At 72.6% G+C, this 26,864-nt stretch carries 23 protein-coding genes and 1 tRNA gene; 6 read left to right on the forward strand and 18 right to left on the reverse strand.

Features of this window, described 5'->3' with window-relative positions; translation table 11 throughout:
• Positions 1–16: 16 nt before the first annotated feature.
• The 3 genes from ABZ801_RS25020 to ABZ801_RS25030 form a co-directional block, all read right to left on the reverse strand.
• Positions 17–838 (reverse strand): hypothetical protein, encoded by an 822-nt coding sequence (locus ABZ801_RS25020; protein ID WP_360701956.1) that lies wholly within the window; start codon positions 836–838, stop codon positions 17–19.
• A gap of 166 nt (positions 839–1,004) precedes the next feature.
• Positions 1,005–1,853, reverse strand: a complete 849-nt coding sequence (gene otsB, locus ABZ801_RS25025; RefSeq protein WP_360701959.1) for a trehalose-phosphatase — start codon at positions 1,851–1,853, stop codon at positions 1,005–1,007.
• Between the two features lie 19 nt (positions 1,854–1,872).
• A complete protein-coding gene (locus ABZ801_RS25030) occupies positions 1,873–2,190 on the reverse strand; it encodes a DUF3263 domain-containing protein (protein ID WP_344943606.1) in 318 nt (105 codons plus the stop codon).
• Between the two features lie 476 nt (positions 2,191–2,666).
• Here ABZ801_RS25030 and ABZ801_RS25035 point away from each other — a divergent pair, with 476 nt between their 5' ends.
• Positions 2,667–3,257 (forward strand): MarR family winged helix-turn-helix transcriptional regulator, encoded by a 591-nt coding sequence (locus tag ABZ801_RS25035; protein ID WP_360701962.1) that lies wholly within the window; start codon positions 2,667–2,669, stop codon positions 3,255–3,257.
• 35 nt (positions 3,258–3,292) lie between these two features.
• On the opposite strand, the gene ABZ801_RS25040 is transcribed toward ABZ801_RS25035, so the two are convergent.
• The 7 genes from ABZ801_RS25040 to ABZ801_RS25070 form a co-directional block, all read right to left on the reverse strand.
• Positions 3,293–3,592, reverse strand: a complete 300-nt coding sequence (locus ABZ801_RS25040; RefSeq protein WP_360701964.1) for a hypothetical protein — start codon at positions 3,590–3,592, stop codon at positions 3,293–3,295.
• 106 nt (positions 3,593–3,698) lie between these two features.
• Positions 3,699–5,720: a S8 family serine peptidase gene (locus tag ABZ801_RS25045; protein WP_360701967.1), complete on the reverse strand. Its 2,022-nt coding sequence runs from the start codon at positions 5,718–5,720 to the stop codon at positions 3,699–3,701.
• 560 nt (positions 5,721–6,280) lie between these two features.
• Positions 6,281–6,787: a hypothetical protein gene (locus tag ABZ801_RS25050; protein ID WP_360701970.1), complete on the reverse strand. Its 507-nt coding sequence runs from the start codon at positions 6,785–6,787 to the stop codon at positions 6,281–6,283.
• Between the two features lie 430 nt (positions 6,788–7,217).
• Positions 7,218–7,290, reverse strand: a tRNA-Thr gene (locus tag ABZ801_RS25055).
• A 66-nt stretch (positions 7,291–7,356) separates the two neighbouring features.
• Positions 7,357–8,289, reverse strand: a complete 933-nt coding sequence (rlmB, locus tag ABZ801_RS25060; RefSeq protein ID WP_360701973.1) for a 23S rRNA (guanosine(2251)-2'-O)-methyltransferase RlmB — start codon at positions 8,287–8,289, stop codon at positions 7,357–7,359.
• 136 nt (positions 8,290–8,425) lie between these two features.
• Positions 8,426–9,823, reverse strand: coding sequence for a cysteine--tRNA ligase (gene cysS, locus ABZ801_RS25065; RefSeq protein WP_344943625.1), 1,398 nt, complete (start codon positions 9,821–9,823; stop codon positions 8,426–8,428).
• Positions 9,824–9,936: 113 nt separating this feature from the next.
• Positions 9,937–11,106 carry an acyl-CoA dehydrogenase gene (locus tag ABZ801_RS25070; protein WP_360701976.1) on the reverse strand — a complete coding sequence of 390 codons (1,170 nt, stop codon included), beginning with the start codon at positions 11,104–11,106 and terminating at the stop codon, positions 9,937–9,939.
• A gap of 139 nt (positions 11,107–11,245) precedes the next feature.
• On the opposite strand from ABZ801_RS25070, the gene ABZ801_RS25075 reads away from it, so the two are divergent.
• Together ABZ801_RS25075 and ABZ801_RS25080 are read left to right on the forward strand one after the other, a co-directional pair.
• Positions 11,246–12,580: a UDP-glucose/GDP-mannose dehydrogenase family protein gene (locus ABZ801_RS25075; RefSeq protein WP_344943630.1), complete on the forward strand. Its 1,335-nt coding sequence runs from the start codon at positions 11,246–11,248 to the stop codon at positions 12,578–12,580.
• Positions 12,581–12,635: 55 nt separating this feature from the next.
• A complete protein-coding gene (locus ABZ801_RS25080; RefSeq protein ID WP_360701980.1) occupies positions 12,636–13,052 on the forward strand; it encodes a CoA-binding protein in 417 nt (138 codons plus the stop codon).
• On the opposite strand, the gene purE is transcribed toward ABZ801_RS25080, so the two are convergent.
• Complete coding sequence (purE, locus tag ABZ801_RS25085) at positions 13,049–13,546, reverse strand: 5-(carboxyamino)imidazole ribonucleotide mutase (RefSeq protein ID WP_360701983.1); 498 nt, start codon at positions 13,544–13,546, stop codon at positions 13,049–13,051. The genes ABZ801_RS25080 and purE overlap by 4 nt on opposite strands.
• Positions 13,543–14,769 carry a 5-(carboxyamino)imidazole ribonucleotide synthase gene (locus ABZ801_RS25090; RefSeq protein ID WP_360701986.1) on the reverse strand — a complete coding sequence of 409 codons (1,227 nt, stop codon included), beginning with the start codon at positions 14,767–14,769 and terminating at the stop codon, positions 13,543–13,545. Before ABZ801_RS25090 ends, purE begins: the two co-directional genes overlap by 4 nt.
• 241 nt (positions 14,770–15,010) lie before the next feature.
• On the opposite strand from ABZ801_RS25090, the gene ABZ801_RS25095 reads away from it, so the two are divergent.
• Positions 15,011–15,688 (forward strand): GtrA family protein, encoded by a 678-nt coding sequence (locus tag ABZ801_RS25095; RefSeq protein WP_360701989.1) that lies wholly within the window; start codon positions 15,011–15,013, stop codon positions 15,686–15,688.
• On the opposite strand, the gene ABZ801_RS25100 is transcribed toward ABZ801_RS25095, so the two are convergent.
• The 5 genes from ABZ801_RS25100 to glgX form a co-directional block, all read right to left on the reverse strand.
• On the reverse strand, positions 15,672–16,949 hold the full coding sequence (locus tag ABZ801_RS25100; RefSeq protein WP_344943645.1) for an ATP-binding protein: 1,278 nt from the start codon (positions 16,947–16,949) through the stop codon (positions 15,672–15,674). The genes ABZ801_RS25095 and ABZ801_RS25100 overlap by 17 nt on opposite strands.
• 347 nt (positions 16,950–17,296) lie before the next feature.
• Complete coding sequence (locus ABZ801_RS25105; RefSeq protein ID WP_019629095.1) at positions 17,297–17,968, reverse strand: response regulator transcription factor; 672 nt, start codon at positions 17,966–17,968, stop codon at positions 17,297–17,299.
• Positions 17,969–18,181: 213 nt separating this feature from the next.
• The gene (treZ, locus tag ABZ801_RS25110; RefSeq protein ID WP_360701992.1) at positions 18,182–20,029 is read right to left on the reverse strand and encodes a malto-oligosyltrehalose trehalohydrolase; all 1,848 of its coding nucleotides are present in this window, start codon (positions 20,027–20,029) and stop codon (positions 18,182–18,184) included.
• Entirely contained in the window at positions 20,026–22,377 is a 2,352-nt protein-coding gene (treY, locus tag ABZ801_RS25115; protein ID WP_360701995.1) for a malto-oligosyltrehalose synthase, read from the reverse strand. Before treY ends, treZ begins: the two co-directional genes overlap by 4 nt.
• Entirely contained in the window at positions 22,370–24,538 is a 2,169-nt protein-coding gene (glgX, locus tag ABZ801_RS25120; RefSeq protein WP_360701998.1) for a glycogen debranching protein GlgX, read from the reverse strand. Before glgX ends, treY begins: the two co-directional genes overlap by 8 nt.
• Before the next feature lie 197 nt (positions 24,539–24,735).
• On the opposite strand from glgX, the gene ABZ801_RS25125 reads away from it, so the two are divergent.
• Positions 24,736–24,942 (forward strand): (2Fe-2S)-binding protein, encoded by a 207-nt coding sequence (locus ABZ801_RS25125; RefSeq protein WP_344943656.1) that lies wholly within the window; start codon positions 24,736–24,738, stop codon positions 24,940–24,942.
• 93 nt (positions 24,943–25,035) lie between these two features.
• On the forward strand, positions 25,036–25,533 hold the full coding sequence (gene bfr, locus ABZ801_RS25130; protein WP_344943659.1) for a bacterioferritin: 498 nt from the start codon (positions 25,036–25,038) through the stop codon (positions 25,531–25,533).
• Positions 25,534–25,625: 92 nt separating this feature from the next.
• Here bfr and ABZ801_RS25135 read toward each other — a convergent pair whose 3' ends face one another.
• Positions 25,626–26,699 carry an adenylate/guanylate cyclase domain-containing protein gene (locus ABZ801_RS25135; RefSeq protein ID WP_344943662.1) on the reverse strand — a complete coding sequence of 358 codons (1,074 nt, stop codon included), beginning with the start codon at positions 26,697–26,699 and terminating at the stop codon, positions 25,626–25,628.
• Between the last annotated feature and the right edge of the window lie 165 nt (positions 26,700–26,864).

Here is a 26,864-nt window from a genome sequence, read left to right on the forward strand (position 1 = left end):
CGGTGACCGCGCGCGATCACCGGCGTGGCCGGGCGGGGAAGGGCGCCTCGCGGGCCGGCCGGTCGGCCATGTAGAGCTGTTTCCAGACGTACAGGCGCAGGTCGCCGCGGCGCAGGCGGCGGTCGACGGGGACCTCGACGGTCGCGCGCACCAGATAGGACGAGCGGGGCGGCATGTAGCGGTCGCCGCCGTCCCCGACGATCAGTGCGCCGCCCGACAGCGTCCGGACGACCTCGCTCCTGGTCGGCGGGGTGCACATGGTCTCGGGAACGCCCGCCTGCCACACGCAGCGGCCGCGGTCCCGCGCGGCGACCAGGTTCCGCCTGACGAAGACGTCGCCGGGGAAGTCGAGCAGCACCCTGGTCCCCGTGGGGTTGCTCAGGATGTAGTCGATGTAGGGGAACGATTTGTGCGCGGGCTGGGACGACTGCTGTGTGGTGACGGCGCCGTCACCCAGGCCCCCGGTCACCGCCTGGAGCCGGTAGCGGGACCCGTCCGCCGTGCCGACGTCGACCGGCGAGCCCGCTCGGAGTCGGGCCGCGACGGTCCGGCTCACCTCGGGAGTCGCGCCGCCGCCGTCCCGCGGGTTCCCGGCACGCGGCTTCCCGTCCCGCAGGCCGGGCATGAGCAGCACCCCCGCGCCGATCAGCACGGCGGCGACGGCCATGGCGCACGCGGCCAGGACGCCCGCGCGGCGTCCGGAGCGCCGCCGACCGCGGCGCCGGCGATCGGTGCCGCGCGGCCGGAGCCGCACCTGGATGCCGCTGGTGTCGTGAACGCCGATCGGGCCCGTGCCCGTCGCGGACGGTGGGAAGGGTCTTTCCTGGTCGGTGTCCACGTCAACGCTCCTGTCCGTCGGCCCCCGTGCCACGGCTGCGTCGCGCCCTGGCCGTGAACAGTTTGACGCAGGCGCAGGACCGAACCGTTCACCCCCTGGACATCGCGAAGTACGCCGGGCGGCGGTGTTCCGCTCGTCACCGGGTGACGAGTCCCGGGCCCGGTGGCTAGCGTGCGTCCAGGGAGTCGGTGAGAGCGTCCAGGAAGCGGACCACCCCGTCGGGGCCGTCCACCACCAGGTCGGCGCGGTCGGCGAGGGCGGTCACCTCGGCCGAGCCGCTGCACACCTTCACCCCCGGGACGCCCTCCGCGCGCAGCGCGTCGATCGCGTCGTAGGCGGCCAGGTCACCGAGGTCGTCCCCGGCGAACAGCACCGCCGACGGGAAGGGGCGGCCGCCGGGGCGGGCGGGGCGCGTCTCGTCCAGGAAGCGGCGCAGGGCCATGCCCTTGTCCATGCCGGGCGGGCGCAGTTCCAGGACGAACCGTCCCGGCTCCACGGCCAGGCCGGTGCGTTCGGCGAGCGCCTCCAGGACGCCGCGCAGCCGGTCCAGCGCGACCTGCGGCTCGGGGCAGCGGCGGGTGTGCACCGCCAGGGCCTGCCCCTTGTCCTCGACGTAGGTCGCGTCCGGCGCGCCCGCGGCCTTGAGCACCTCGGGCAGCTTGGCGCGCGCCTCGGCGACGCCGGGCGGCGGCTCGGGCGTGGTGAGCGCGCCGGACTCCCAGCGTTCCAGGCCGTACTGCCCGAGCACCACCAGGCCGTCCACGCCGTCGAGCCCGCCGTACTCCACGGCCACGGCCGCGGGACGGCCGGTGATGATCGCCAGCGCGCCCACGCGCGGGGCGAGGCGGGCCAGCGCCGCGGCCGCCCGGGGATGGGCCCGCGCCGCCGCCGGGTCGTCCACGATGGGCGCGAGCGTGCCGTCGAAGTCGAACCCGAGCACGGCGCCGCCCGGGTCGGTGCGGATCGCGTCCAGGCCGTCCGTGCCGGCGGCCGTGGTTGGGGAGAAGAGGTTCACCCGTCCAGTGTTGGGCACCTCAGGGCCGGATGCCGAACCGGCGCGCGGCGCGCTGCCGCTGCCGTTGGGCGCGCACCCGGCGCAGGCGCTTGACGAGCATCGGGTCGTACTCGAGCGCCTCGGGGCGGTCGAGCAGGATGTTGAGGAGCTGGTAGTACCGCGTCGCCGACATGTCGAACCGCTCGCGGATCGCCTGTTCCTTGGCGCCGGCGTACTTCCACCACTGCCGTTCGAAGGCGAGGATCTGGCGGTCGCGCTCGGACAGTTTGCCGGCCGGGAAGGCGAGATCGTCGTCCTGGCCGTCGGGCACCGGTTGCAGGGCTGGGCCGTCGTTCATGCTGCCGTCCTGTCGGGGGCCGTCGTCGGGGCCGCACGCGGGGGGTCGCCGGCGGGGGCCGACGTCTCGCGCATGACGTCCCCTCTGTGGTTACTGATCCCGGGTCGTCCGGGTTCGGCCGGTGCCATGGTACGCGTCCGCGCGGACATCGGCCGGGTGTTCCGCCGGAACGGCACGGCGGTGGCCATCGATGGCGTGGGTCTGAGGGGCCTCGTCGTCGCGAACGGCTACCAGTGCACCACAAACCGGCCTTCGGACGGTGCGCCTTGGCGCGACTGTCGGCGGTTTCCCGCCGACGTTTCCGCGATCGCGCCCGGGGACGAACGTCGCGCCCCGGGCATGCCACTATCGGACGACGATCCGCGTTGTGTCAGGAGTAGGGACACGAGGGAACGCATGTAGATTGCACGCGTTTTCGTGTGTACGCTGCAATCGTATTTGCGGACAGACCGACACGGTGAACGGAGGCCGTGGCAATGGCGACGGAGCACGCGTCCGGGGGGCTCTCCCAGGACTCCGCCGAGCCTGCCGACCCCGTCCTGTCGGAGATCGGCCTGGCGCTGTTCCACCTGCGCCGGGTCTGGATCAAGCCCGACCTGATGAAGAAGATCCGGGCGCAGACCTCCGGCGGGCCGGGCGGGCGCCCGCTGCAGCTGTCCAACCTGATGGTGGTGCACGCGGTCGCCGCGCTCAACGCCGCCGCGGAGGACCCGGACTCCCCCGCGGCCGAGGTCACGGTCGGCGCGGTCGCCGAACGCCTGGAGATCGACCCGTCCACCGCCAGCCGGCTGGTCGGCCACGCCATCGACGCGGGCCTGGTGTCGCGCCGCCCGTCCCCGGTGGACGCCCGCCGCGCCAACCTCGGACTCACCGAGGCGGGACGCCGCGTCCGGCAGGTCGCCGAACGCTCCCGCCGCGCCTATCTGGCCAGCCTGATGTCCGACTGGACGCCCGAGGAGCGCACCGAGTTCGCCCGCCTGCTCACCCGCTTCGCCGAGGCCGCCGTCCAGGCGCCCACCGAGCTGGAGGGCATCGACAAGATCTTCCGCGAGGCCGGCGCCGACTGACCGCCCCGCTCCCCCCGGATGGCACCGGTGGGGGGTCAGCCCTGGCGCAGGGCGGACGAGCGGCTGTAGTACTCGTCCTCGTCGATCTCGCCGCGGGCGAAGCGTTCGGCCAGCGTGGCGTGCGCGCGGGCCAGCGGGTCGGACTGGGCCGCGGCTGTGGCCATGCGGCGGCGGACCAGGTAGAAGCCCGCCGCCACCACGGCCACCCAGAACAGCCCGAAGGTGATCGGGAACACCGGCCACCAGGCGGGCGCGTCGTTCCAGCCGTTGTCGTGCCAGCCGCCGCCCGGGCCCGGGTGCGCGGCCAGTGCGGTGAGCGTCGCCATCATCGTCATCGACCTCCTGTCGTCGTCGGATGTGTCGATGCTCGGCGACGGGTCCGGGCCGTGTCGTCGTACGTCTGGAGGCTCCGCCGCTACGCCACGTGGAGTAGCCCGGGGCTCACCACCATGGCGGCCGGTAGTCGTCCTCGTCGGGCGGCCGCTGCTTGCGCGAGGGGCGCCCCAAGGGGTCGTCGTCCATGCCTGGGGGTGAGATGAACTTGCCGGGTGGCGGGCTGGTGTCGTCCAGGCCGGGCGGGGGCGCGGACGGGAACGCCACTGCGGGGAGTTCGTCGGTCGCGTTGTCCGGAGGCGCCTCAGGCGTGTCCCCCTGGCGCGGTAGAGGGGGACGGGCGGTGGAGTAGGGGTCGCCGGTGGGGTAGGGGCCGTCGTCCAGCACGCTGCGGCGGAACCTCTCCCACGCCTCGTCGTCGATCATCGGCTCGTCGGCTTGGCGGGGAGGCTCGCCGTACGGGTCGACGCCGTTGGCCTTGCCGTGGAAGCCGTTCAAGCCGTCCAGCCTGTGACCCTCGGGGGGCTCGGCGGGGGCCGTCCCAGAGCCGTTCACGCCGACGACGCCACCGTGCCAGTTGCCGGTGAACTCCTCCGGGACGAAGGGACGCAACTGCCACTGCTGCTCGGGCTCAGGCTGGGGCTCAGGCGCGGGCGCAGGCCAGGGCTCCGGTTCTGGCCACGGCTCGGGTGCGGGCTCCGGCACAGGACGGGACTCCGCTTCGGGCGGCGGAGGCGGCGGGGCCATGTGCGTCATGGGCGGCCGGCCCCCCGGGAAGACCTCGTTGCTCTGCCACAAGGGGGCGTTCACAGGGGCCACCGGGATGCCGGACGCGTCGCCCGCCTGCGCGCCGACGGGCTCGGGCGGATGCTTCGGCCGCAGCACGTCGTAGGGGGAGTCGTCCTCAGGGTCGTCCTCGAAGTCGTCCTCGGGTCGCCTCCGCTGCAGCCACCCCAGCAGCACGCCCGCCGCCACCAGGACGCCGCCGCCCACCAGGATGGCGGGCAGCATGATGCCCGTCCCCTCCTCCTCCGAGGCGCTGTCGGACTCCACCGGCTCGGCCGAGGGGGCTGGGGTCGCGCCCGGGTTACCGGATCGGCTGATGCCGGCGGCGACGGTCATGGCGCGGACGGCGTCCAGCGTCGTGGAGCACGTGGTGACGCCGCCGGGCTGCTCGCGGGGCACCGACCCCTCGACGAGCGCCTGCCGCACCTGCTGCGGCGTCAGCTTCGGGTAGCGGGCGCGGATCAGCGCGGCGACCCCGGCGACGATGGCCGAGGACGGGCTCGTTCCGGTGCCGACCACGTAGCCGCTGCTGGCGTCCGCGCTGACGATGTCGACGCCGGGCGCGCACACGGCCACGTACGAGTGCCGGTTGCTGTCCTTCCAGATGCGCATCCGCCGGTCGACGGCCCCGACGGCGATGACCCCGGGATACGCCGCGGGGAAGTTCTTGCGGTTGGCGCCCGACCCGTCGTTGCCCGCCGACGCGATCAGGACCACGCCCTTGTTCAGCGCGTACCGGATCGCGTTCTCCTCGGTGGAGCTGCCGTCGTAGAACAGCTTGCCGCCGCCCAGGGACATGTTGATGATGTCGGCGCCCTGGTCGACCGCGTACCGGATGCCCTGCGCGACCGCGTCCCGGTTGCGGCCGCCGAGCTGCCCGCCGCCCTGCCGCAGCGGGTCGTCGTTCTCCCACGTCACCCGGACCGACAGGATGCGGGCCTGGGGCGCCACGCCCATCACGCCCTGCGCGCCGTCGGGGCCGTGGCCGTGCCCGGCGATGATGCTCGCCATCGACGTGCCGTGCAGGCCCCAGTAGCGGCTGCCGGGGCGCCGCAGCCCGCCGGTGAGGTCGGGCCCGGCGGTCACCCTGCCCACCAGGTCGGGGTGCCTCCGGTCGACCCCGGTGTCCAGCACCGCGACGGTCACGCCGCCGCCCTTGGACGTGCGCCACACGCGAGGGACGCGCAGGGCGGTCAGATGCCACTGCCGGGCCCGGATCTGGTCGGTGCGCGCCACGGCCGCGGCGCCGGCGGGCCGCACGGGGACGGCGAAGACGGCGGCGAGGGTCAGCGCCGAGAGCGTCGCACCGAGGCGGGCGGGCAGGCGCCGACCGGCGTGGGACACGCCACCGCACCTCCTCCCGGCAGTCGGTCCGGGGGGTGCCCCGGACCCCGGTGCTCCCTGGAAAGCCCCGCTTCCGCCTCGTCGCGGAAGGCGACCGTGGTCCGTGAATCCTCATCGGGGAGGCGGGCGGGCAGCGGCCATCAGGAGCCCTGGCGCCTCTCCGAACGGCTGTCATTCTGCCATGGGGATACGGCACGGCCCGGGCACTCGGCACATTCAGGCACGCTCCGGGACAGCGCGGATTCCGCGTCCCTGGCGTATCGGCATGGGCGGCGGACACGCGCATCGCGTCATCGTGGACGACGAGGATCAGCCACCCCGATCGCGGCCCTGGAGACCGTCCCGCGAAGCGGCGCCCAGGGGGGACTTGGACTGGTGGGCGCGCGCTCGGGCACCTTCGCACCAGTCGACGCGTAGATGTGGTCACCTTGGACGCTGAGGTTCGTGCGACCCACAGCAGCAGGATGCGGCGTCGCCGCACCAGCCGCGCCCCCTGGCTCGCCAGGTGTGGACGTCACGACGCAAGATCACCGGTCAGTCCGGTGAAAGCCGCATCATCGCTACTCAACCCTGTTGCAGCCATATGCGTCATGCATATAAGCGTGCGCCTCACCTCGAATGCGCAGACGACAGTCAGGACACACCGGGATCTGCACTGGATTGACGCGAATGACCGCCGCACCCTCCAGCGACATCACGCCTTTCACGAATTCATGCCCATGCTCTTCGATGCCCTGCTGTACGAACTCGTACATGCCATAGATATGTCCACATCGCGGACACTCGATGCGATTGGAATATCCATTGACATCTATGTCGAACTGCCTTTTGATTCGGCCGGCCTCCTCGCCCGAAACGGGCTCCAACCCGAACGCCTTGACACGCTCGCGAGTCCAGTGGCGGCTCGTGATCTCGTTCATCACTTCGGGCGCGACCCAGAAGGTGGCGGATCTGTGCTCCTCTGTTGCCCTGAGCACGGCGTCAACGATCAATGAAGCTTCGCCGGAGACGACGGTCTTGCCTTGTTGCACCAAAGAAACGATGGCGGAAATCTCCGTTTCCTGCATGCCGCCTCCCGCCTGCCTGGGTTCCTTGTGGGGACAGTTCGCCGACTGGCAACCGAGGTCTTCCCCCACTGCGCACCCCTATTCCCGGCATCCCCCTCTTGATCGAACCCAGCCCGATCTATGGCCGCCGCTTTCCCTGACCCTCCATAAGTCCGGATATAGACGGACGCCCGCCCTCCCCGCCGAAGCGGAGCGGCGCGCTCGTACAGGACCTCGCCAGGCCCGATGATCCCTCCGACACACGCCCGACGGCGCGTCTGCGCTCACCGCGCTTGGGGGCGAGTCGGCCGTGACCGAGGTCCAGGACGCTGGACGCGAGCGCGGCGGCGTCACCTGGGCGGCCCAGTGCGGCCTCGGCACACGCCGGCACGAGCGCCGCCGCGCGCCCAGGGCCCCGCCCCGAGATCGGGGCAGGGCCCTGACGCGCCAGAGCCGGTGAGGGGACTTGAACCCCTAACCCCCTGTTTACAAGACAGGTGCTCTGCCAATTGAGCTACACCGGCAGGTTCGTCCCGCATGGTAGTCGACGTCGCGGGTGATGCGCTTGCCGGTATTCGGGAAGGAAGCGGTCAGGACGCGCGGCGGCGGGCGATCTCGTACAGGGCGATGCCGGCGGCCACGCCGGCGTTGAGGGACTCGGCGCGGCCCGGCATGGGGATGGTCGCCAGCATGTCGCAGGTTTCGGCGACCAGCCGGCCCAGGCCCTTGCCCTCGGAGCCGACGACCAGCACGAACGGCCCGTCGGCGACCTCCAGGTCGGCGACGGTGACGCCGCCGCGCGCGTCCAGGCCCGCGACGAAACAGCCCGCCTGCTGGTACGCCTTGAGCTGCCGGGCCAGGTTGGTGGCGCGGGCCACCGGGACCGTGGCCAGCGTCCCCGCCGACGCCTTCCAGGCGCCCGCGGTCACCCCGGCGGCGCGGCGCTCGGGCACCACGACCCCGGACGCGCCGAACGCGGCGGCCGACCGCACGATCGCGCCGAGGTTGCGCGGGTCGGTGATGCCGTCCACGGCCACGATCAGCGGCGCGGTGCCCTTCAGCAGGTCGTCGGGGTGGGCGTAGCGGTACGGCCGCACCTGCAGGGCGATGCCCTGGTGGACGGCGCCGTCGGTGAGGCGGTCGAGCTCGGGCTTGGCCGTCTCCAGCAGCGGGATGCCCCGGTCGGCGGCCAGCTGGATCGACTCGCGGACGCGCTCGTCGGTGCTGGACGTCACGTACAGCGCGCTGCCCGGCACTCCCGCGCGCAGCGCCTCCACCACGGGGTTGCGGCCGGTGACCAGCTCGGGGGCGTCGCCGTCGGAGCGGCGGGCGCCCGCGGGACGGCCCCTGCCCGCCGCGTCGGCGGCGCGCTGGGTCTCGGCCAGCTTCTCCCGTCCGCCCGGCCCCAGGGTGGGGGTGCCGGTGCGGCGGGCGTTCTTGGCGGCCCTGGCACGCTGCCGTTTGGCGTGCCAGTGGCGGTCTTCGGCCTTGGGGGTGGGTCCTCTGCCCTTGCGCTTGGCCATGGTTGTTCCGTACGCCCTTCTGCAGTTCCGCTCGCGTTAGGGCGGCACAGCGGCGAACGCCCCGAACACGCGATTTTATGTCGCGTACCGAATGGCCGCGTCGCGACGAACGCCGCGTCGCGCGACGACGGCCCGGCTAGTCGCGCTTGAGTTCCCAGCGGGGGCCGTGGGGGGTGTCCTCGACGACGATCCCGGCCTTGGCGAGCTGGTCGCGGATGGCGTCGGCGGAGGCGTAGTCCTTGCGGGCACGGGCCGCCTGCCGCTGTTCGAGCGCGACGGTGACGAGGGCCTCCACCACGGGCAGCAGGTCCTCCTCGCCCGCGCGGGACCACTGCCGCGACAGCGGGTCCAGCCCCAGGACGTCCATCATGGCCCGCACCGAGGCCAGGTGGCGGCGGGCGGCCTCCTGGTCGCCGGACGCCAGGGCGCTGTTGCCCTCCCGCACGGTCTCGTGCACGACGGCCAGCGCCTGCGGCACGCCCAGGTCGTCGTCCAGCGCGGCGGTGAACGCCTCGGGCAGCTCACCCTCGGCGAGGCCCGTCCCCACCAGCTCGGCGGCGCGGGTCACGAACCCCTCGACGCGCTGGTAGGCGGACACGGCCTCGGCCAGCGCCGCGTCGGTGTAGTCCATGAGGGAGCGGTAGTGCGCCGACGCCAGGTAGTAGCGGACCTCGGCCGGACGGGCCTTGCCGAGCAGGTCGTCGAGCAGCACGACGTTGCCGACCGACTTGGCCATCTTCTCGCCGTCGACGGTGAGCAGCCCGTTGTGCAGCCAGTAGCGGGCGAACCCGTCCCCGGCCGCCTGCGACTGGGCGATCTCGTTCTCGTGGTGCGGGAAGATCAGGTCGACGCCGCCGCCGTGGATGTCGAACGCGGGCCCGAGGTACTTGGTGGCCATGGCCGAGCACTCCAGGTGCCAGCCGGGACGTCCCTCGCCCCACGGGGTCTCCCAGGACGGCTCGCCCGGCTTGGCGCTCTTCCACAGCGCGAAGTCGCGCGGGTCGCGCTTGAACTCCTCGTTCGGGGTGTCCCCGGCCGAGCGCATGTTCTCCAGGCGCTGGTTGGACAGCGCCCCGTACCGATCGGCCCACGACCTGACGTCGAAGTAGACGTCCCCGCCGACGGCGTAGGCGTGCCCGGCCTCGATCAGCCGCCGGATCAGCACGATCATCTCGGGGACGTGCCCGGTGGCGCGCGGCTCGATCGTGGGCGGCAGGCAGCCGAGCAGGTCGTAGCCCTGGGTGAACACGCGCTGGTTGGCCTCGGCCACCGCGAACCACGGGCGGTTCTGGGCCTGCGACACCGCGATGATCTTGTCGTCGACGTCGGTGACGTTGCGGACGAAGGTCACCTCGTAGCCGGACCGGCGCAGCCAGCGCAGCAGCACGTCGTAGATGACGCCCGAGCGCAGATGGCCGATGTGCGGCGCGGCCTGCGGCGTGGCACCACACACGTACATCCCCACGCGGCCCTCTTCCAGGGGCTCGAACGTGCGGACGCTACGGGTTCCGGTGTCGTACAGGCGCAGACTCACGTGCCCAGGTTATTGGATCCCTCATGCGATCGTGCGGCCCTTCGCACCGGCTGCGCGCTCCACGGCCCGTTTCCACGGCCCGCCGCGCGGCGCTCCGGGCCGCCGCGACCGCGTCACTTGAGGAGCTGACGGGCCATCACCATGCGCTGGATCTGGTTGGTGCCCTCGTAGATCTGGGTGATCTTGGCGTCGCGCATCATCCGCTCGACCGGGAACTCGCGGGTGTAGCCGTACCCGCCCAGCAGCTGCACGGCGTCGGTGGTGACGTCCATCGCCACGTCCGAGGCCAGGCACTTGCACGCCGACGACACGAACGTCAGGTCCGGCACCTTCTCGCCGTTCATGGCACGCTCGGACTTCATCGCCGCGTGGTAGGTGAGCTGCCGCGCGCCCTCCAGCCGCATCGCCATGTCGGCCAGCATGAACTGCACGCCCTGGAAGTCGGCGATCGCCTTGCCGAACTGCCTGCGCTCCTTGACGTAGCCCAGCGCGTAGTCCAGCGCGCCCTGCGCGATGCCCAGGGCCTGGGCGGCGATGGTGATGCGGGTGTGGTCGAGGGTGGCCAGGGCGGTCTTGAACCCGGTGCCCTCGGCGCCGATGATCCGGTCGGCGGGGATCCGCACGTCCTCCAGGATCACCTGCCGCGTCGGCGACCCCTTGATGCCCAGCTTGCGCTCCTTGGCGCCGAACGACACGCCCTCGTCGTCCTTGTCCACGATGAACGCCGAGATGCCCCGCGCCCCCGCCGACGGGTCGGTCACGGCCATCACCGTGTAGTACTGCGACACCCCCGCGTTGGTGATCCACATCTTGGTGCCGTTGAGCACCCAGTGGTCCCCGTCGCGCACCGCCCGCGTCTTCATCGACGCGGCGTCCGACCCGGCCTCGGGCTCCGACAGCGCGTAGGAGAACATCGCCTCCCCCCGCGCGACCGGGGCCAGGTACTTTTTCTTCAGCTCCTCGGAGCCGGCCAGCAGCACCGGCACCGTGCCCAGCTTGTTGACCGCCGGGATCAGCGAGGAGGACCCGCACACCCGGGCGACCTCCTCGATCACGATCACGGTGGCCAGCGCGTCCGCCCCGGCGCCCCCGTACTCCTCGGGGATGTGCACCGCGTGCAGGTCGTTCTGCACCAGCGCGTCCAGCGCCTCCTGCGGGAAACGGGACTCCTCGTCCACCTGCGCCGCGAACGGCGCGATCTTGGCCTCGGCCAGCTCGCGGACCGTGCTGCGCAGCATCTCGTGCTCGTCCGACGGGGCATACGTGGGAAAGTCGGGACTCATACGGCAGATGCTACCCGCCGGTAAAGTCCGTCGGCCGCGTACGGGGTACCCGTCAGGGGCGGGCACGACAGAGGGCACTACAACTGGAGCCGGGGGCGAGGTCCCGGTGGGGACCGGCGACGGATCGAGAGGAGTTGTCTTGGCGCACCGCCTGACGGTGATCGGAACCGGCTATCTCGGTGCCACCCACGCCGCCTGCATGGCGGACCTGGGGTACGAGGTGGTCGGCCTGGACACCGACGCCACGAAGGTCGAACGGCTCGCCGCGGGCGACCTGCCCGTCTACGAGCCCGGCCTGGAGCCGATCCTGCGCCGCAACCTGGCCGCCGGACGGCTGCGCTTCACCACCTCCTACGACGAGGCGGCCGACTTCGGCGACGTGCACTTCGTGTGCGTGGGAACGCCCCAGAAGCACGGCGAGTACGCCGCCGACCTGACCTACGTGGACGCGGCGATCGAGGAGCTGGCGCCGCGGCTGCACCGCCCCTGCCTGGTCGTCGGCAAGTCCACCGTCCCGGTGGGCACCGCCGCCCGGCTGGCGGCGCGGCTGGCCGAGCTGGCGCCCGCCGGCGGCGACGCCGTGCTGGCCTGGAACCCCGAGTTCCTGCGCGAGGGCTACGCCGTCAAGGACACCCTGCACCCGGACCGGATCGTCGCCGGGGTGCCGGACGACCAGGGCGCCGCCGAGCGGGCCGAGAAGGTGCTGCGCGAGGTCTACTCGTCCATGATCGGCGAGGGCACCCCGTTCATCGTCGCCGACTACGCCACCGCCGAACTGGTCAAGGTGGCCGCCAACGCCTTCCTCGCCACCAAGATCTCCTTCATCAACGCGATGGCCGAGGTGTGCGAGGCCGCGCACGCCGACGTCACCAAGCTGTCGCTCGCGCTGTCGTACGACGACCGCATCGGCGGCAAGTTCCTCGGCCCCGGCCTCGGCTTCGGCGGCGGCTGCCTGCCCAAGGACATCCGCGCCTTCATGGCCCGCGCCGGCGAGCTGGGCGTCGACCAGGCCCTGACGTTCCTGCGCGAGGTCGACGAGATCAACATCCGGCGCCGCATCCGGATGGTCGACCTGGCCCGCGAGCTGCTCGGCGGCTCGTTCGCCGGACGCACCGTGGGCGTGCTGGGCGCGGCCTTCAAACCCGACTCCGACGACGTCCGCGACTCCCCCGCCCTCGACGTGGCCGCCACCATCCACGCCCAGGGCGGCGCGGTCACCGTCTACGACCCGCAGGCCATGAACAACGCCCGCCGCGCCCACCCGGACCTGAAGTTCGGCACCTCGGCCCTGGACGCCGCCCGCGACGCCCACGTCGTCCTGCTCCTGACCGAGTGGAGGGAGTTCCGCGAGATGGACCCCGCCGCCCTGGCCGGCGTCGTCGCCGAACGCAACATCGTCGACGGCCGCAACGCCCTGGACCCCGAACGCTGGCGCACCGCCGGCTGGACCTACCGCGCCCTCGGCCGCCCCTGACCCGGGCCGCCGGGGCCGCGGGAACGATCTGCCGGGGGGCGGTGTTGTGCGGCGTATGGGATTCGCTGACGTGGACGTGATCCGGCGGCTGTTGAACGAGTCGAGGACGTGGGCGTTCGTGGGGCTGGGCGACAACCCGGCGCGCGAGGTGCACACGCAGGCGCAGCTGCTGCAGCAGCGCGGCAAGAGGATCATCCCGGTGCATCCGTCGGGGGCGACGGTGCTGGGCGAGCGCGGGTACACCTCGCTCGCGGAGATCCCCGCGGACGAGGGGCCGCTGGACGTGGTGGGCGTCTACCGGCGGGCCGAGCACGCGGGCGCGGCGGTGGACGAGGCCATCGCGGTGGGCGCCCGCGCGGTGTGGCTGCCGCTGGACGTGGTGGACGAGGCCGCGGCGCGGCGGGCCCAGGAGGCCGGGCTCGACGTGGTCATGGACCGCTGCCCGGCCGTGGAGTGGGCGCTGCGCCGTTAGCCGAGGCTTTCGCGCAGGCGGGCCCCCTTGGCCTTGGCCTGGTCGTACAGGGTCCGCTGGAACTCGGTCATCTTGGCGCGCAGCGTCTCGTCGGAGGCGGCGAGGACGCGGACGGCCAGCAGGCCGGCGTTGCGGGCGGCGCCGACGGCGACGGTCGCGACCGGCACGCCCGCGGGCATCTGCACGATCGACAGCAGCGAGTCCATGCCGTCCAGGTGCCTGAGCGGCACGGGCACGCCGATCACCGGCAGCGGCGTCACCGAGGCGAGCATGCCGGGCAGGTGCGCCGCGCCGCCCGCCCCCGCGATGATCACGCGCAGGCCGCGGGCCGCCGCCTCGGACCCGTAGGCGATCATGTCGTGCGGCATGCGGTGCGCGGAGACCACGTCGGCCTCGTAGGGCACGCCGAACTCGTCCAGGGCCTCGGCGGCGGCCTTCATCGTGGGCCAGTCCGAGTCGCTGCCCATCACCACGCCGACCACGGGCTCTGTCATCCACGCTCCTTCTCTGTCCCTGTGGGGGGACGACCCCCCACGCCCCCCGGCTCCTTGAGGGCGGGGCCCCAGCGCAGGTAGTCGGCGGCGTGGCGGGCGCGTTCGCGGACCTCGTCGAGGTCGTCGCCGAGCGCGGTCACGTGGCCGATCTTGCGTCCGGGACGGACCTGCTTGCCGTACATGTGCACCCGGACACCCGGGTCGTGCGCCATGACGTGCACGTACCGGGGGTAGACGTCCGGGTCGTCGCCGCCGAGCACGTTGGCCATGACCACGTACGGGGCGGTGGCCTCGGTGGAGCCGAGCGGCAGGTCCAGGACGGCCCGCACGTGCTGCTCGAACTGCGAGGTGCGGGCGCCCTCGATCGTCCAGTGCCCGGAGTTGTGCGGCCGCATCGCCAGCTCGTTGACGACCAGGCCGGAGTCGGTCTGGAACAGCTCGACGGCCAGCAGGCCGGTGACGCCGAGGTGCTCGGCGATGTCCAGGGCCAGGCGCTGTGCCTCGGCGGCGGCGTCCTCGTCCAGGCCGGGCGCGGGCGAGATCACCTCGTGGCAGATGCCGTCGCGCTGGACGGTCTCCACGATCGGGTACGCGGCGCCCTGGCCGTAGGGGGACCGGGCGACCAGCGCCGCCAGCTCCCGCCGGAAGGCGACGTGCTCTTCGACGAGGAGGTCGACGCCCTCGCCCAGCAGCCGGTTCACCAGCTCGGCCGTGTCGCGGTCGAGGGCGTCCAGCACCCAGACGCCCTTGCCGTCGTAGCCGCCGCGGGTCGCCTTGAGCACCAGCGGCCAGCCGTGCTCGCGGGCGAACGCCTCCAGGAACGCCAGCGGCGCGCGGGACGGGACGTGGGAGAACGCCGGGCACGGCGCCCCGAAGGACGACAGGCGCTCGCGCATGACAAGCTTGTCCTGGGCGTGCAGAAGGGCGTCCGAGCCGGGCCGGCAGGCCGTGCCCGCCTCCTCCAGGGCCTTGATGAGCTCCTGGGGAACGTGCTCGTGGTCCCACGTCACCACGTCGCAGTCCTTGGCGAAGGCGCGCAGGTCGTCCAGTGAGCGCTCGTCGCCGATCCGGACGTCCGCGCAGACCTGCGCCGCCGACTCGCCGGGGTCACGGGCGAGCACCCGCAGCGGCACGCCGAGCGAGATCGCCGCCTGGTGCGTCATGCGGGCCAGCTGACCGCCGCCCACCATTCCGACAACCGGCGTCTGAGCTGGATTCTTCACGTGGAGAAGGCTATCGGGACGCGAGGGATGAACGAACGCGGCCGTCCCGGCGTCCAACGGTGTGTGATCTCCATCGCCGGGGGCAGGAACCGAGCCGGGTACAACGATCGTTCAACTGCCGACGTCTCACGGGCACCATGCGTCTATTCTCGTTCTGGCCCCGGTATGAGCGCGGGGCGCCGGGCCCCACGCCGGTGAGCCCGATCCCAGCATCCGAAGTCCGGAAGGACGGTTCCCCTTCGTGAGCCTGGTCGCCAATCTCTACCGACGTTTCGCGCACGTCGTGCACGAGCTCGCGAAGTTCGGCAGCGTGGGCGCCGCGGCGTTCGTCATCACGTTCGCCGTGGGCAACGCGCTGCACACCGGCCTCGGCATGGGCCCGCTGTCGTCCAACGGTATCGCGACGGTCGTGGCGACCACGTTCGCCTACCTGGCCAACCGCTACTGGACGTTCCGGCACCGCGACCGCACCGGGCTGGGCCGCGAGTACGTGCTGTTCTTCGCGCTGAACGGCGTCGGCCTGGTGATCACGCAGCTGTTCATCGGGTTCACCTACTACGTGCTGGGGCTGCACGGGGCGCTGGCCTACAACGGCGCGCTGGTCGTCGGCACCGCGGTGGCGACGCTGTTCCGCTTCTGGTCGTACAAGAAGTGGGTGTTCCTGCCCGCGACGGCGCCGCAGGTCGACCCGGCCTCGGGCCTGCCGGAGGCGGGTGCGGCGCCCGGTTCCGGCCAGGCGGCCGCCGGTACCGCTCCGGCCGGCGGGGCGCCCGTCAACGGCTCCGGCCACCCGGCCCACCACCCGGCCCATCACCCCGTGAACGGCCACCCGGTCAACGGGCACGCGGTCAACGGGCACCCCGTCAACGGGCGGGCCGCCGACGCCGCGCGGCAGGCGGCCGTCAGACAGGGCCGCTGACGACCCGTTCCTCCGCCAGCCTGGCCTCCGATGCCTGCCGCAGGAACACCCCGAACACCGCCGGACGGGCCTGGATCAGCTCCAGCCGCCCGCCGTCCACCACCGCCAGGGACCGGGCCAGGTACAGGCCCAGACCGGTGCCCTTGCCGCTGGTGACGCTGCGTTCGAAGATGCGGGCCTCCAGCTCGGGCGGGATGCCCGGGCCCTCGTCGCCGACCTCGACCACCACCGAGTTCGCGCCCGGCTTGGTGGTGATGGTGACGGTGCCGCGGCCGTGCACCAGGGAGTTGTCCAGCAGCGTGGCGATGATCTGGGACAGCCCCTCCGGGCTGGTCATGCCGACCAGGCCGGGGCGTCCGGTGATGCGGATGTCGCGGCCGGCCCGGCGGAAGATGGGGCGCCACTCCTCCACCTGCTGGGCGATGATGTCGTCGATCGGGGCGGGCACGGCCGCTCCGGTGCGGTCGTGCCGGGACCGCGCCAGCAGCTGCTCGACCACCGCGACCAGCCGTTCGGCCTGCGCGACGGCGGCCGCGCCCTCCTCGCGCACCACGTCGGGGTAGTCGGCGGCCTCGATCATCTCCTCCAGCCGCATGGACAGCGCGGTCAGCGGGGTGCGCAGCTGGTGGCTGGCGTCGGAGGCGAACTCCCGGCTGGCCGCCAGCAGGTCGGCGATCCGCACCGCGCTGCGGTCCAGGACCTCGGCGACGCGGTCGACCTCGGGGATGCCGTACCTGCGGCGGCGCGGCCGGGCGTTGCCGCTGCCCAGCCGGTCGGCGGTCTCGGCCAGGTCGATCAGCGGCAGGGTGAGCTTGCGGGCCTGGAACATGGCCAGGCCCACGGTGACGGCGACGCCGAGCGCGGCCAGGCTGCCGATCAGCAGCAGCTGGCGCAGCGCGGCGTCACGCACCTCGTTGGCCTCCTGGGAGACCTGCACGTGCGTGCCGCCGGCGTCGGCCGAGGCGGTCAGCAGGCCCGCGCCGTTCGGCGGCCGCGCCCCCGCCGTCACCACCTGGTTGCCCGGCAGCGTGATCGTGATGAACCGCCCCGGGTACTCCTGGGCGATCTTCTGCGTGGTGATCGGCTGGCGGGACTCCAGGCTGAAGCCGACTCCGCCGAGGATGGACGAGGCCTCGCGCTCCAGCGACTGCCGGGCCTCCTCGTAGATCAGCTTGTGCGTGGCGTAGGCGAGGGGTATGCCGAGCAGCAGGATCGCGACGACCGCCACCGCGAGCGTCGACAGGAGCAGCCGGCGCCTCATCAGGGCTCCTTCGGGGACGAAGCCATGATCACGCGGTCCCTCCTCCGCATGGACGATCCCGGGACCGCCCCGCCTCGCGCGGAGGCGGCGCGCAGCGCGAGCGCGCCGGATCGGCGGCGCGCCGGGACGCCGGGCGGCACGGGGCCGGGTGGAATGAGGCCGGGTGGAATGAGGCCGGGTGGAATGAGGCCGGGTGGCACGAGGCCGGGTGGTGGCAGGGCGCGGGCACGAGCGGGCGCTCCCCGCAGCGGGGCCGCGCGCCCGGACGCGGGCGGCAGGCCCGCCGGGCATGGACGAACCGGCGGGCCCGGCGCGGACGACAGAACCGCATGGTCATGGCGGCCGGTCTAGTCGCCGCGTTCGAACCGGAAGCCGACGCCCCGCACCGTGGTGATGTAACGCGGGCTGCCGGCGTCGTCCCCCAGCTTGCGACGCAGCCAGGAGATGTGCATGTCGAGCGTCTTGGTGGACCCCCACCAGTTCGTGTCCCACACCTCCCGCATGATCTGTTCGCGGGTCACCACCTTGCCCGCGTCGCGCACCAGCACGCGCAGCAGGTCGAACTCCTTGGTGGTGAGCTGGAGTTCCTGGTCGCCCATCCACGCGCGACGCGACTCGGCGTCGATCCGCACGCCCTGCACGATCGGCGTCTCGGTGCTGCCGCGGCGCAGCAGTGCGCGCACCCGCGCCAGCAGCTCGGCCAGCCGGAACGGCTTGGTGACGTAGTCGTCGGCGCCCGCGTCCAGCCCGACGACGGTGTCCACCTCGTCGGCGCGGGCGGTGAGGATCAGGATGGGCACGCCGTGGCCCTCGGCGCGGACGCGGCGCGCCACCTCCAGGCCGTCGAGCTCGGGCAGGCCGAGATCGAGCACGATGAGGTCCACGCCTCCCCCGAGCGCCCGCTCCAGCGCCTGCGGGCCGTCCGGGCTGACTTCCACGGTGTACCCCTCGCGCCGCAGCGCGCGGGCCAGGGGCTCGGAGATGGACGTGTCGTCCTCGGCGAGCAGTACTGAGGTCATGAGTCGATCGTATGACCATTCATGAACGTTTCCCGGCACCCGCCGCGCTCTTGACCTGCGGTTTGCCACACGTAGTACATCCTCGAACACGGATGAACTACAACCAACCCGGAGCTATCCAGGCGTAACGACCGGTGATGAGAGTGTCACCGATCGCTTCCGCGGCTCCGGGGCGGTCGCACTCGGATGAGGGGTGGGTCGGCGCGGGCCGGGTCAGTGGTCGCGGGTCCGCGGCGGGCGGACGGGTGAGGCGGCGGCGACCGCCACGGAGGTCGCCGGGAGGGTGACGCGCGAGCTCGGCGCCAGGGGCCGCCCCTCGGCGGACCCGGCGGACGCGCCCGCGCCGGCCGACTCGTCCAGGCGCACGTCCGGGTCGGACGCCAGCAGCAGCCGCGAGGCGGGAAGCTCGATCTCGGCGGGCCGCGCGCCCAGGTTGGCCGCCATCGAGACGCGGCCGCGCCGCAGCACGAGCCAGCGTTCGCCGGTGTCCTCCCGTGCCGTCTCGACGTGGACCTCGGTGAGCCTGGGGTCGGTCAGCTCGGGCCAGGAGCGCCGCAACGCGATCAGGGAGCGGTGCCATTCCAGCAGCTCGGGGTGGTGGGCCTTGTGGAGTTCGTCCCAGTCGAGCACCGAGTCCCGGAAGGTCTCCACGGCCTGTGGATCGGGGACGTGGCCGGACCAGCCGTGCCGGGCGAACTCCCGGCGGCGGCCCTCGCTGACGGCTCGCGCCAGTTCCGGTTCGACGTGGTCGGTGAAGTAGCACCAGGGCGTGGTGGCCCCCCACTCTTCGCCCATGAACAGCATGGGGGTGAACGGCGCCAGCAGCAGCAGCGCCGCGCCCACCTTGAGCAGGCCCGGGGGCAGGGACGCGGTGAGGCGGTCCCCGGAGGCGCGGTTGCCGACCTGGTCGTGGTTCTGCAGGAAGCACACGAACCGGTCGGCCGGGGTGCGCAGCACGTCCACGGGGCGGCCGTGGCGGCGCTCCCGGTAGGTCGACCACGTCCCGTCGTGGACGAACACCTTCGTCAGGGCCTTGGCCAGGGCGTCCAGGGAGCCGAAGTCGCAGTAGTAGCCCTGGCGCTCCCCGGTGAGGGCGGCGTGCATGGCGTGGTGGTAGTCGTCGCTCCACTGCGCGTCGAGCCCGTGGCCGCCCGCCTCCCGGGGCGTGACGAGCCGGGAGTCGTTCAGGTCGGACTCGGCGATGAGGAACAGCTCGCGCCCCACGTGCGCCGACAGGCCCCGGACGGCGACGGCGAGTTCTTCCAGGATGTGGACGGCCTGGCGGTCGTTGATGGCGTGCACGGCGTCCAGGCGCAGCCCGTCGACGTGGTGGTCGCGCAGCCACATCAGCGCGTTGTCCACGACGTACGCCCGCACCTCGTCGGCGCCCGCCTGGTCGAAGTTGACCGCGTCGCCCCAGGGGGTGCTGTAGGCGTCGGTGAAGTACGGGCCGTATCGGGGCAGGTAGTTGCCGCTGGGACCGAGGTGGTTGTAGACGACGTCCAGGACGACCGCCAGCCTGAGGGCGTGGGCGGTGTCGACGAAGCGCTTGAACGCGTCCGGGCCGCCGTAGGGTTCGTGCACCGCCCACAGGTGGACGCCGTCGTAGCCCCATCCGTGCTCGCCGGAGAACGAGGCGACGGGCATCAGCTCCACGGCGTCCACGCCGAGGGCCACCAGGTGGTCGAGCCGTTCGCAGGCGGCGTCCAGGGTGCCCTCGGGGGTGAACGTGCCGACGTGCAGCTCGTACAGGACGCTGCCGCGCAGGGGACGGCCGCGCCAGCGTCGGTCGGTCCAGGAGAACCGGTCGTGCTCGTAGACGCGGCTGAGGCCGTGCGCACCGTACGGCTGCCACAGGGAGCGGGGGTCGGGCAGTACCTCGCCGTCGTCGAGGACGAATCCGTAGTCGGTGCCGTGGCCCGCCCCGGGGACCGCCGCGCCCCACCGGCCCGGGGGGCGTCCGTCCAGGGGGCGCAGGGGGTGGCGGACGAGATCGTCCCGGGAGCCGACCGCGACCTGCACACTCTCAGCGTTCGGGGCCCACACCTCGAACCACGTCATCGGGGCTCCTCGCGGACCAGCAGGGCGACGGGGAGATCGGCGAGCAGCTCGGCGAGAGGCAGCGGGCCGCCGGCCTCGTGGACGCGGCCGGTGAGGCGGTCGTGCCAGCGGCCCGCCGGGACGTCGACGGTCGTTTCGCCCCATCCGCCGTGAATCTCCAGGCCGACGGGCAGCCGGGTCGCCAGCGTGAGGACCCGCGCGTCGCCGGGACGCCCGCCGCGGCCGCTGAGAGCGCCGGAGCCGCGCAGATAGGCCACGGCGTGGGCCGAGGTGGCCCCGGTGACGCGCGCGGGCTCGTACGAGGCGCTGAACCATTCGGGGTGGTCGCGGCGCAGCCGCAGCGCCCGCGAGGTGATCAGCAGCTTCAGGTCGTCCACGTCGCGCGGCGCGCCCTCCGCGTCCAGGTGCGCCAGGCGGGCGCGGCGGGAGCCGTAGTCGACCGGACGCCGGTTGTCGGGGTCCACCAGGGACAGGCCGACCAGCTCGCAGCCCTGGTAGACGTCCGGCACGCCCGGCATGGTGAGCTGGACGATCTTCTGGCCGAGCATGACGACGCGCGCGTACGGCTCCAGCTGCGACACGAACGTGGCCAGGTCGGCCACCAGGTCGGCGTCCTCCAGGACGCGGCGGGCGTGGGCGAGCACGGCCGCCTCGTAGCCGGGGTCGCCGTCCAGCCAGGACGTGCGGGTCTTGGCCTCGCGCATGGCCTTGGTGAGGAACTCCGTAAGGCGGCCCTCCTCGATGGGCCAGGCCCCCACGAGCGTCTGCCACAGCAGGTAGTCCAGGTCGGGTTCCAGGGGCGAGCCGTCTCCCGCCCAGGCGCGCCAGCGTCGTACCGCCGCCGCCCAGGGGCCCGCCATCTCACTGAGCACGGCCAGGCGTGCGCGCACGTCCTCCTGGCGTTTGGTGTCGTGGGTGGAGAGGGTCGTCATCGCGGTGGGCCAGTCGCGCGCCTGCCGGGCGCAGAAGGCGTGGAAGTCCCCCGGGGAGACGGAGAACCGCGCCGGGTCGCCGCCGACCTCGTTCAGGGACACCAGCCGCGACCAGCGGTAGAACGCCGTGTCCTCCACGCCCTTGGCGGCCAGGGGGGCCGAGGTCTGCTGGAACCGCACGACGAACTCGCGGCGTGCCGCCTGCACGCCGGGGTCGGCGGGGGCCGGGGACTCGTCCGGGTCGAGCCCGAGGGCGAGCCGGACGACGGCGTCCATGTCGGGGTGCGTCTCAGGGGGCAGGTGCTGGCGGGCCCGTTCGGCCGCCTGGGCGAGGACGTCGGACGCCTGGGCCGGGGCCTTCTCCCCCGGCACCACGTAGGCGCGGTACACGGGCATGGCCACCAGCAGCTCGACCAGCACCCTCTCCAGGGTGTCTTTTGGACGGGCCGGCAGCGCCCCGCACAGCACGCGGTGCAGGCGGGCCACCTCCGGACGCAGCCCGTGTTCGGCCACGTACCGCCGTGAGGCGAACTCCACCTCGCGGAAATCGGGGGTGCCGCCGGTGAGCGCCGCGTAGGTCTCGGTCAGGGGTTGTTCCCCGTCGGGGTCCAGGAACAGCCCGCCGACCATGCCCAGCGCGTCGTAGCCGGTGGTGCCCGCGCAGGGCCAGTCGGTCGGCAGTTCCTCCGCACCGGTGGTGATCTTCTCGACGAGCAGCCAGCAGCCGCCCGCCTCGGCCCGCAGCCGCTCCAGGTAGCCGCGGGGGTCGCTCAGCCCGTCGGGATGGTCGACGCGCAGCCCGTCGACCTGACCCTCGGCCACCAGCCGCAGCAGCAGCCGGTGCGTCTCGGCGAACACCTCCGGGTCCTCCTGGCGCAGGGCGATGAGGCCGGAGATGTCGAAGAACCGGCGGTAGTTGGGTTCGCCCTCCCCTGGCGGGACGATGCGTCCGCCTCCCGCGTCCCAGTCCACGTCGAACCAGCGCGCGTAGGGCGAACCGGCGCCCTCCTCCAGAACGGACGCGTACGCGCGGTTCAGGGTGGGCGGCACCGGAATCGCCATGTGGTTGGGCACCACGTCCACCAGCACCCGCAGCCCGTGCGAACGGAACCGCGCCGTCATCGCGCGGAACGCCTCCTCGCCCCCGAGGTCCTCCGACAGCCGGGTGGGGTCGACGACGTCGTAACCGTGGGTCGAGCCGGGGGCGGCCTGCAGGATGGGCGACAGGTACACGTGCGAGACCCCCAACGCCTCCAGATAGGGGGCGAGGGCGGCGGCCTCGGCGAAGCCGAAACGCTCCGGGCCCGCGCCTCCCCGCAACTGCAGCCGGTACGTGCCGGTGGGCGGGTGGGCCGTCACCCGCGCGCCACGGGTGCTCTCCAAGGGCGACTCCCGCGCGGCCTCTCCGTCAGACACGGCGGAGCACCTGGACCGACCGGGCCTCCACCGTCACGCTCTCGCCGGCCTTCACCACAGGGGACTCCTCCTCGGCCAGCATGGGGTCGGCCGTGTCCAGCACCTTTGACCACATCCCTCCGTAGCGCACGGGCGGGACCTTGAACCCCAGGTCGCCGTCGTGCGCGTTGAACAGCAGCAGGAACGAGTCGTCCGCGATCCGCCGGCCGCGCCGGTCGGGCTCGCTGATGGCCTCGCCGTTCAGGAAGGCCTGCAGCGACTTGGCGTAGCCGACGTTCCAGTCCCCGTCGGTCATCTCACGTCCGCCCGGGGTGAACCACACCAGGTCGGGGAGGGCCTCACCGCCCCCCGTGCCGCGGCCCCGCGCCGAACGCCGCCGCGCCGCCTCGGCGGCGCGGCCCTCGAAGAAACGGCGCCGCCGGAACACCGGGTGGCGCGCCCGCAGCGCCGACAGCCGCCGGACGAAGTCCAGCAGCGGGAACTGGTCGAGCAACGCCTCCCAGTCGACCCAGGACAGCTCGTTGTCCTGGCAGTAGGCGTTGTTGTTGCCGCGCTGGGTGCGGCCCAGCTCGTCCCCGTGCGACAGCATCGGCACGCCCTGCGACAGGAACAGCGTGGCGAGCAGGTTGCGTTTCTGGCGTTCCCGCAGGGCGAGGATCTCCAGGTCGTCGGTGGGCCCCTCCTCGCCGCAGTTCCACGACCGGTTGTCGTCGGTGCCGTCCCGGTTGTCCTCGCCGTTGGCCTCGTTGTGCTTGCCGTCGTAGGAGACCAGGTCGTGCAGCGTGAAGCCGTCGTGGCAGGTGATGAAGTTGATCGAGGCGAACGGCTTGCGGCCGTCGTCGGCGTACAGGTCGCTGGAGCCGGCCAGGCGGGAGGCGAACTCCGGCATGCTGCCGGGCTGCCCGCGCCAGAAGTCGCGCATCGTGTCGCGGTACTTGCCGTTCCACTCGGTCCACAGCGGCGGGAAGTTGCCGACCTGGTAGCCGCCCTCGCCCACGTCCCACGGCTCGGCGATCAGCTTGACCTGGGAGACCACCGGGTCCTGCTGCACCAGGTCGAAGAACGCCGCCAGCCGGTCCACGTCGTGCAGCTCGCGGGCCAGTGTGGCGGCCAGGTCGAAGCGGAACCCGTCGACGTGCATCTCCGTCACCCAGTACCGCAGCGAGTCCATGATGAGCTGGAGCACATGGGGGCTGCGCATCAGCAGGCTGTTGCCGGTGCCGGTCGTGTCCATGTAGTACCGGGGGTCGTTGTCCACCAGGCGGTAGTAGGAGGCGTTGTCGATGCCTCGGAACGACAGCGTCGGCCCCAGGTGGTTGCCCTCGGCGGTGTGGTTGTAGACGACGTCGAGGATGACCTCGATGCCCGCCTCGTGCAGCGCCCGCACCATCGCCTTGAACTCCAGCACCTGCTCGCCGCGCGAGCCCCCGGAGGAGTACTCGTTGTGGGGGGCGAAGAACCCGATGGTGTTGTAGCCCCAGTAGTTGCGCAGCCCCCGCTTGAGCAGGTGCCCGTCGTGCACGAACTGGTGGACGGGCATCAGCTCCACCGCGTTGACCCCGAGATCGGTGAGATGCTCGATCACCGCGGGGTGGCCGAGCCCGGCGTAGGTGCCGCGCAGCTCGGCCGGGATGTCGGGGTGGCGCGCGGTCAGGCCCTTGACGTGCGCCTCGTAGATGACCATCTCGTGGTACGGGATGCGCGGCGGGCGGTCGTCGCCCCAGTCGAAGTACGGGCTGACGACCACCGAACGCATCGTGTGCGGGGCGGAGTCGAGGTCGTTACGTGACCACGGGTCGCCGAAGCGGTAGCCGAACAGCGCCTCCGCGCCCCGCGCCTCGTTCCAGTCGACGGTGCCCTCGATCGCCTGCGCGTAGGGGTCGAGCAGCAGCTTGTGGGGGTTGCAGCGGTGGCCGTGCTCGGGCTCGTACGGCCCGTGCACCCGGAACCCGTACCGCTGCCCCGGCATCACGCCCGGCAGGTATCCGTGCCAGACGAACGCGTCGACCTCAGGCAGTTCCCAGCGGGCCTCCTCGTCGTCATCGTCGAACAGGCACAGCTCCACCCGTTCGGCCGCTTCGGAGAAGACCGCGAAGTTGGTTCCGGCACCGTCGAAATGGGCGCCGAGCGGATACGCGTCGCCCGGCCACAGGTTCTCCACTCTCCCGCCCTCCCGTGGTCGCCGTCGGGATGCTTCCCACTAGGGGATGGATCACACCGATCGGGAGGGCTCTGGTCAGAACGGACATCTTTCCACTACCTTAGGCATGCCTTACCTTATTGAGGGCAGCCTTAGTGCGAGCACCCCACGCGGTGCCGCGCGGGTCCGGAGAGGTCAGCGAGGAAGGTCCCCGCCGCATGTACGTCTGCATCTGCCACGCCGTCACCGAGGACGACGTCCGCGGCTGTCTGGCGCAGGGGGCCTGTACGGCACGCGAGGTCCGCGCCGCCTGCGGCATGAAGCCCGGCTGCGGCGCCTGCACCAAGCGGCTCTACGGCCTCATCCGGCAGCACGGCCCCGAGAGCGACGGCGAGAGGGGGACGGTCCAGCCGACCGCAGCCTGAGCGAGCCTTCCGCGTCACCCCGTCCGGTCCCGGATGTCCCGTACGGGGGTTCAGTGCTGTCCACATGAATCGGGACGTGGAAGCATGGTCGTCATGGAAGGCGACAAGGACATCATCGGCCTGCTCAACGAGCAGCTCACCGCGGAGCTCACCGCCATCAACCAGTACTTCCTGCACGCCAAGATGCAGGAGAACTGGGGCTACACCCGGCTCGCCAGGCACACCCGCGAGGAGTCCATCGACGAGATGCGGCACGCCGAGCGGCTGACCGACCGCATCCTGTTCCTGGAGGGCCTGCCCAACTACCAGAAGCTCAACACGCTGCGCATCGGCCAGACGGTCGTCGAGCAGCTGCGCGCCGACCTGCAGATCGAGCTGGAGGCCGTGGCGCGGCTGCGCCCCGGCATCGAGCTGATGCGCTCGCGCGGCGACGTCACCTCCGCCCGGATCTTCGAGGACATCCTCGCCGACGAGGAGGAGCACATCGACTACCTGGAGACCGAGCTGGCGCTCGTCGAGTCGCTCGGCGAGCAGAACTATCTGCTGCGGCTGACCGACGCCCCCGGCGAGAACACCCCCAGCGCCGACTGACCGCCCACCCCGAGGCCGCCCCGGGGGACGGTGCCCACCGTCCCCGGGCGTCCCACGGCGCCGTCCCCCCGCGCCCGTGCCCGGCGCGCGGGTCAGGCGTGCGGGTCGCGCGGACGGAAGCCGTTGGGGGACATGCGGCGCAGCACGTAGGGCTGGATGATGCCCAGGCCGCGGACCGGGCGCCGGACGATCCGGGTGGTCTGGAAGGCCGGCTCGTCCCGCAGCTCGGCCGCCAGCTCCGCGTCGATCACCACGGTGCCGGGACGCGCCAGGGAGGTCAGCCGGGCGGCGCGGTTGACGGTGGTGCCGAACACGTCCCCCATCAGCGGCAGCACCGGCCCGAAGGCCACGCCCACCCGCACGTCCGGCACCTCGGTCTCGTCCTTGACGGCGGCGGCGATGCTGAGCGCGATCTCCGCCCCGACGGCCGGGTCCTCGGCGCAGAACAGCACCTCGTCGCCCAGCGTCTTGACCAGCCGCCCGCCGCAGGAGGCGACGATGTCGGAGGCGGTCTCCTCGAAACGTTCCACCACGCGCGCCAGCTCGAGTTCCTCCAGCTCCCGGCTGACCTGGGTGAAGGACACCATGTCGGCGAAGCCGACCGTGATGGGGCTGCGGGCGGCGGGCGCGGCCGGGTCGGTCTCGCGGCCGTCGCGGGTGGCGGCCGAGGCCAGCGCCCGGGTCCCGGCGGCGGCGAGCTGGCGCCGCCAGGCGTGCACGACCAGCGGCTCGAAGTCGTCGAGGTACTTGTCGGCGATGTCGACGATCGACCGGATCGCCTCGGCCGGCGGCGCCTCGCCGGGGTCGGCCCGCTGCAGCATGTTGGTCAGGAGGTTGACCTGCCACTCGGCCAGCCGCGCCATGGTCTGCCCGAAGGCGCGCACCATGCGCACGACCGAGTCCTCGTCCAGCACCCCCTCGTCGATCAGCCGCTTGAGCCGGGTCAGCGCGGCGACGTCGCCCTCGGTGTAGGCCACGGTCTCGTCCGGCATCGAGGGGTAGCCGAAGGCCTTCCACACCCGCCCGGAGAACTCGCGGCTGACGCCGGACAGCCGCACGGCGTCGACGCGGGTGTAGCGCAGCTGCCCGCCAAGCAGGAGCTCTTCGACCTCCTTGGGGGCGGGCAGCCCGGGGTCGGGCAGCTCATCCGGCAACCCAGCAGACATCTCCCTTGCCCTCCGCCTGCCGGCGACGTCGCGGACGTCAGCGGCGGTTCGTGGTGCGCTTACGGTACGCCTCCTCCGCGCAATATCGTGACAGACGCGGTCCGGGAAGGGGCCATCGGTCCGGCAAAGACCTGGCTCGTCCGCTTCATGGGTATTCCGCCAAAG

Origin of the sequence: Actinomadura sp. NPDC047616, from assembly GCF_040642915.1 — a bacterium.
Taxonomy (GTDB): domain Bacteria; phylum Actinomycetota; class Actinomycetes; order Streptosporangiales; family Streptosporangiaceae; genus Spirillospora; species Spirillospora miaoliensis.

Excerpts from the sequence above, each read along its gene's own strand:
- ABZ801_RS25030 (WP_344943606.1), bottom strand. The coding sequence starts at position 2,190 with ATGAACGACGGCCCAGCCCTGCAACCGGTGCCCGACGGCCAGGACGAC.
- ABZ801_RS25035 (WP_360701962.1), top strand. The coding sequence starts at position 2,667 with ATGGCGACGGAGCACGCGTCCGGGGGGCTCTCCCAGGACTCCGCCGAG.
- ABZ801_RS25040 (WP_360701964.1), bottom strand. The coding sequence starts at position 3,592 with ATGACGATGATGGCGACGCTCACCGCACTGGCCGCGCACCCGGGCCCG.
- ABZ801_RS25050 (WP_360701970.1), bottom strand. The coding sequence starts at position 6,787 with ATGCAGGAAACGGAGATTTCCGCCATCGTTTCTTTGGTGCAACAAGGC.
- rlmB (WP_360701973.1), bottom strand. The coding sequence starts at position 8,289 with ATGGCCAAGCGCAAGGGCAGAGGACCCACCCCCAAGGCCGAAGACCGC.
- ABZ801_RS25070 (WP_360701976.1), bottom strand. The coding sequence starts at position 11,106 with ATGAGTCCCGACTTTCCCACGTATGCCCCGTCGGACGAGCACGAGATG.
- ABZ801_RS25080 (WP_360701980.1), top strand. The coding sequence starts at position 12,636 with ATGGGATTCGCTGACGTGGACGTGATCCGGCGGCTGTTGAACGAGTCG.
- purE (WP_360701983.1), bottom strand. The coding sequence starts at position 13,546 with ATGACAGAGCCCGTGGTCGGCGTGGTGATGGGCAGCGACTCGGACTGG.
- ABZ801_RS25100 (WP_344943645.1), bottom strand. The coding sequence starts at position 16,949 with ATGAGGCGCCGGCTGCTCCTGTCGACGCTCGCGGTGGCGGTCGTCGCG.
- ABZ801_RS25105 (WP_019629095.1), bottom strand. The coding sequence starts at position 17,968 with ATGACCTCAGTACTGCTCGCCGAGGACGACACGTCCATCTCCGAGCCC.
- treZ (WP_360701992.1), bottom strand. The coding sequence starts at position 20,029 with ATGACGTGGTTCGAGGTGTGGGCCCCGAACGCTGAGAGTGTGCAGGTC.
- ABZ801_RS25125 (WP_344943656.1), top strand. The coding sequence starts at position 24,736 with ATGTACGTCTGCATCTGCCACGCCGTCACCGAGGACGACGTCCGCGGC.
- bfr (WP_344943659.1), top strand. The coding sequence starts at position 25,036 with ATGGAAGGCGACAAGGACATCATCGGCCTGCTCAACGAGCAGCTCACC.
- ABZ801_RS25135 (WP_344943662.1), bottom strand. The coding sequence starts at position 26,699 with ATGTCTGCTGGGTTGCCGGATGAGCTGCCCGACCCCGGGCTGCCCGCC.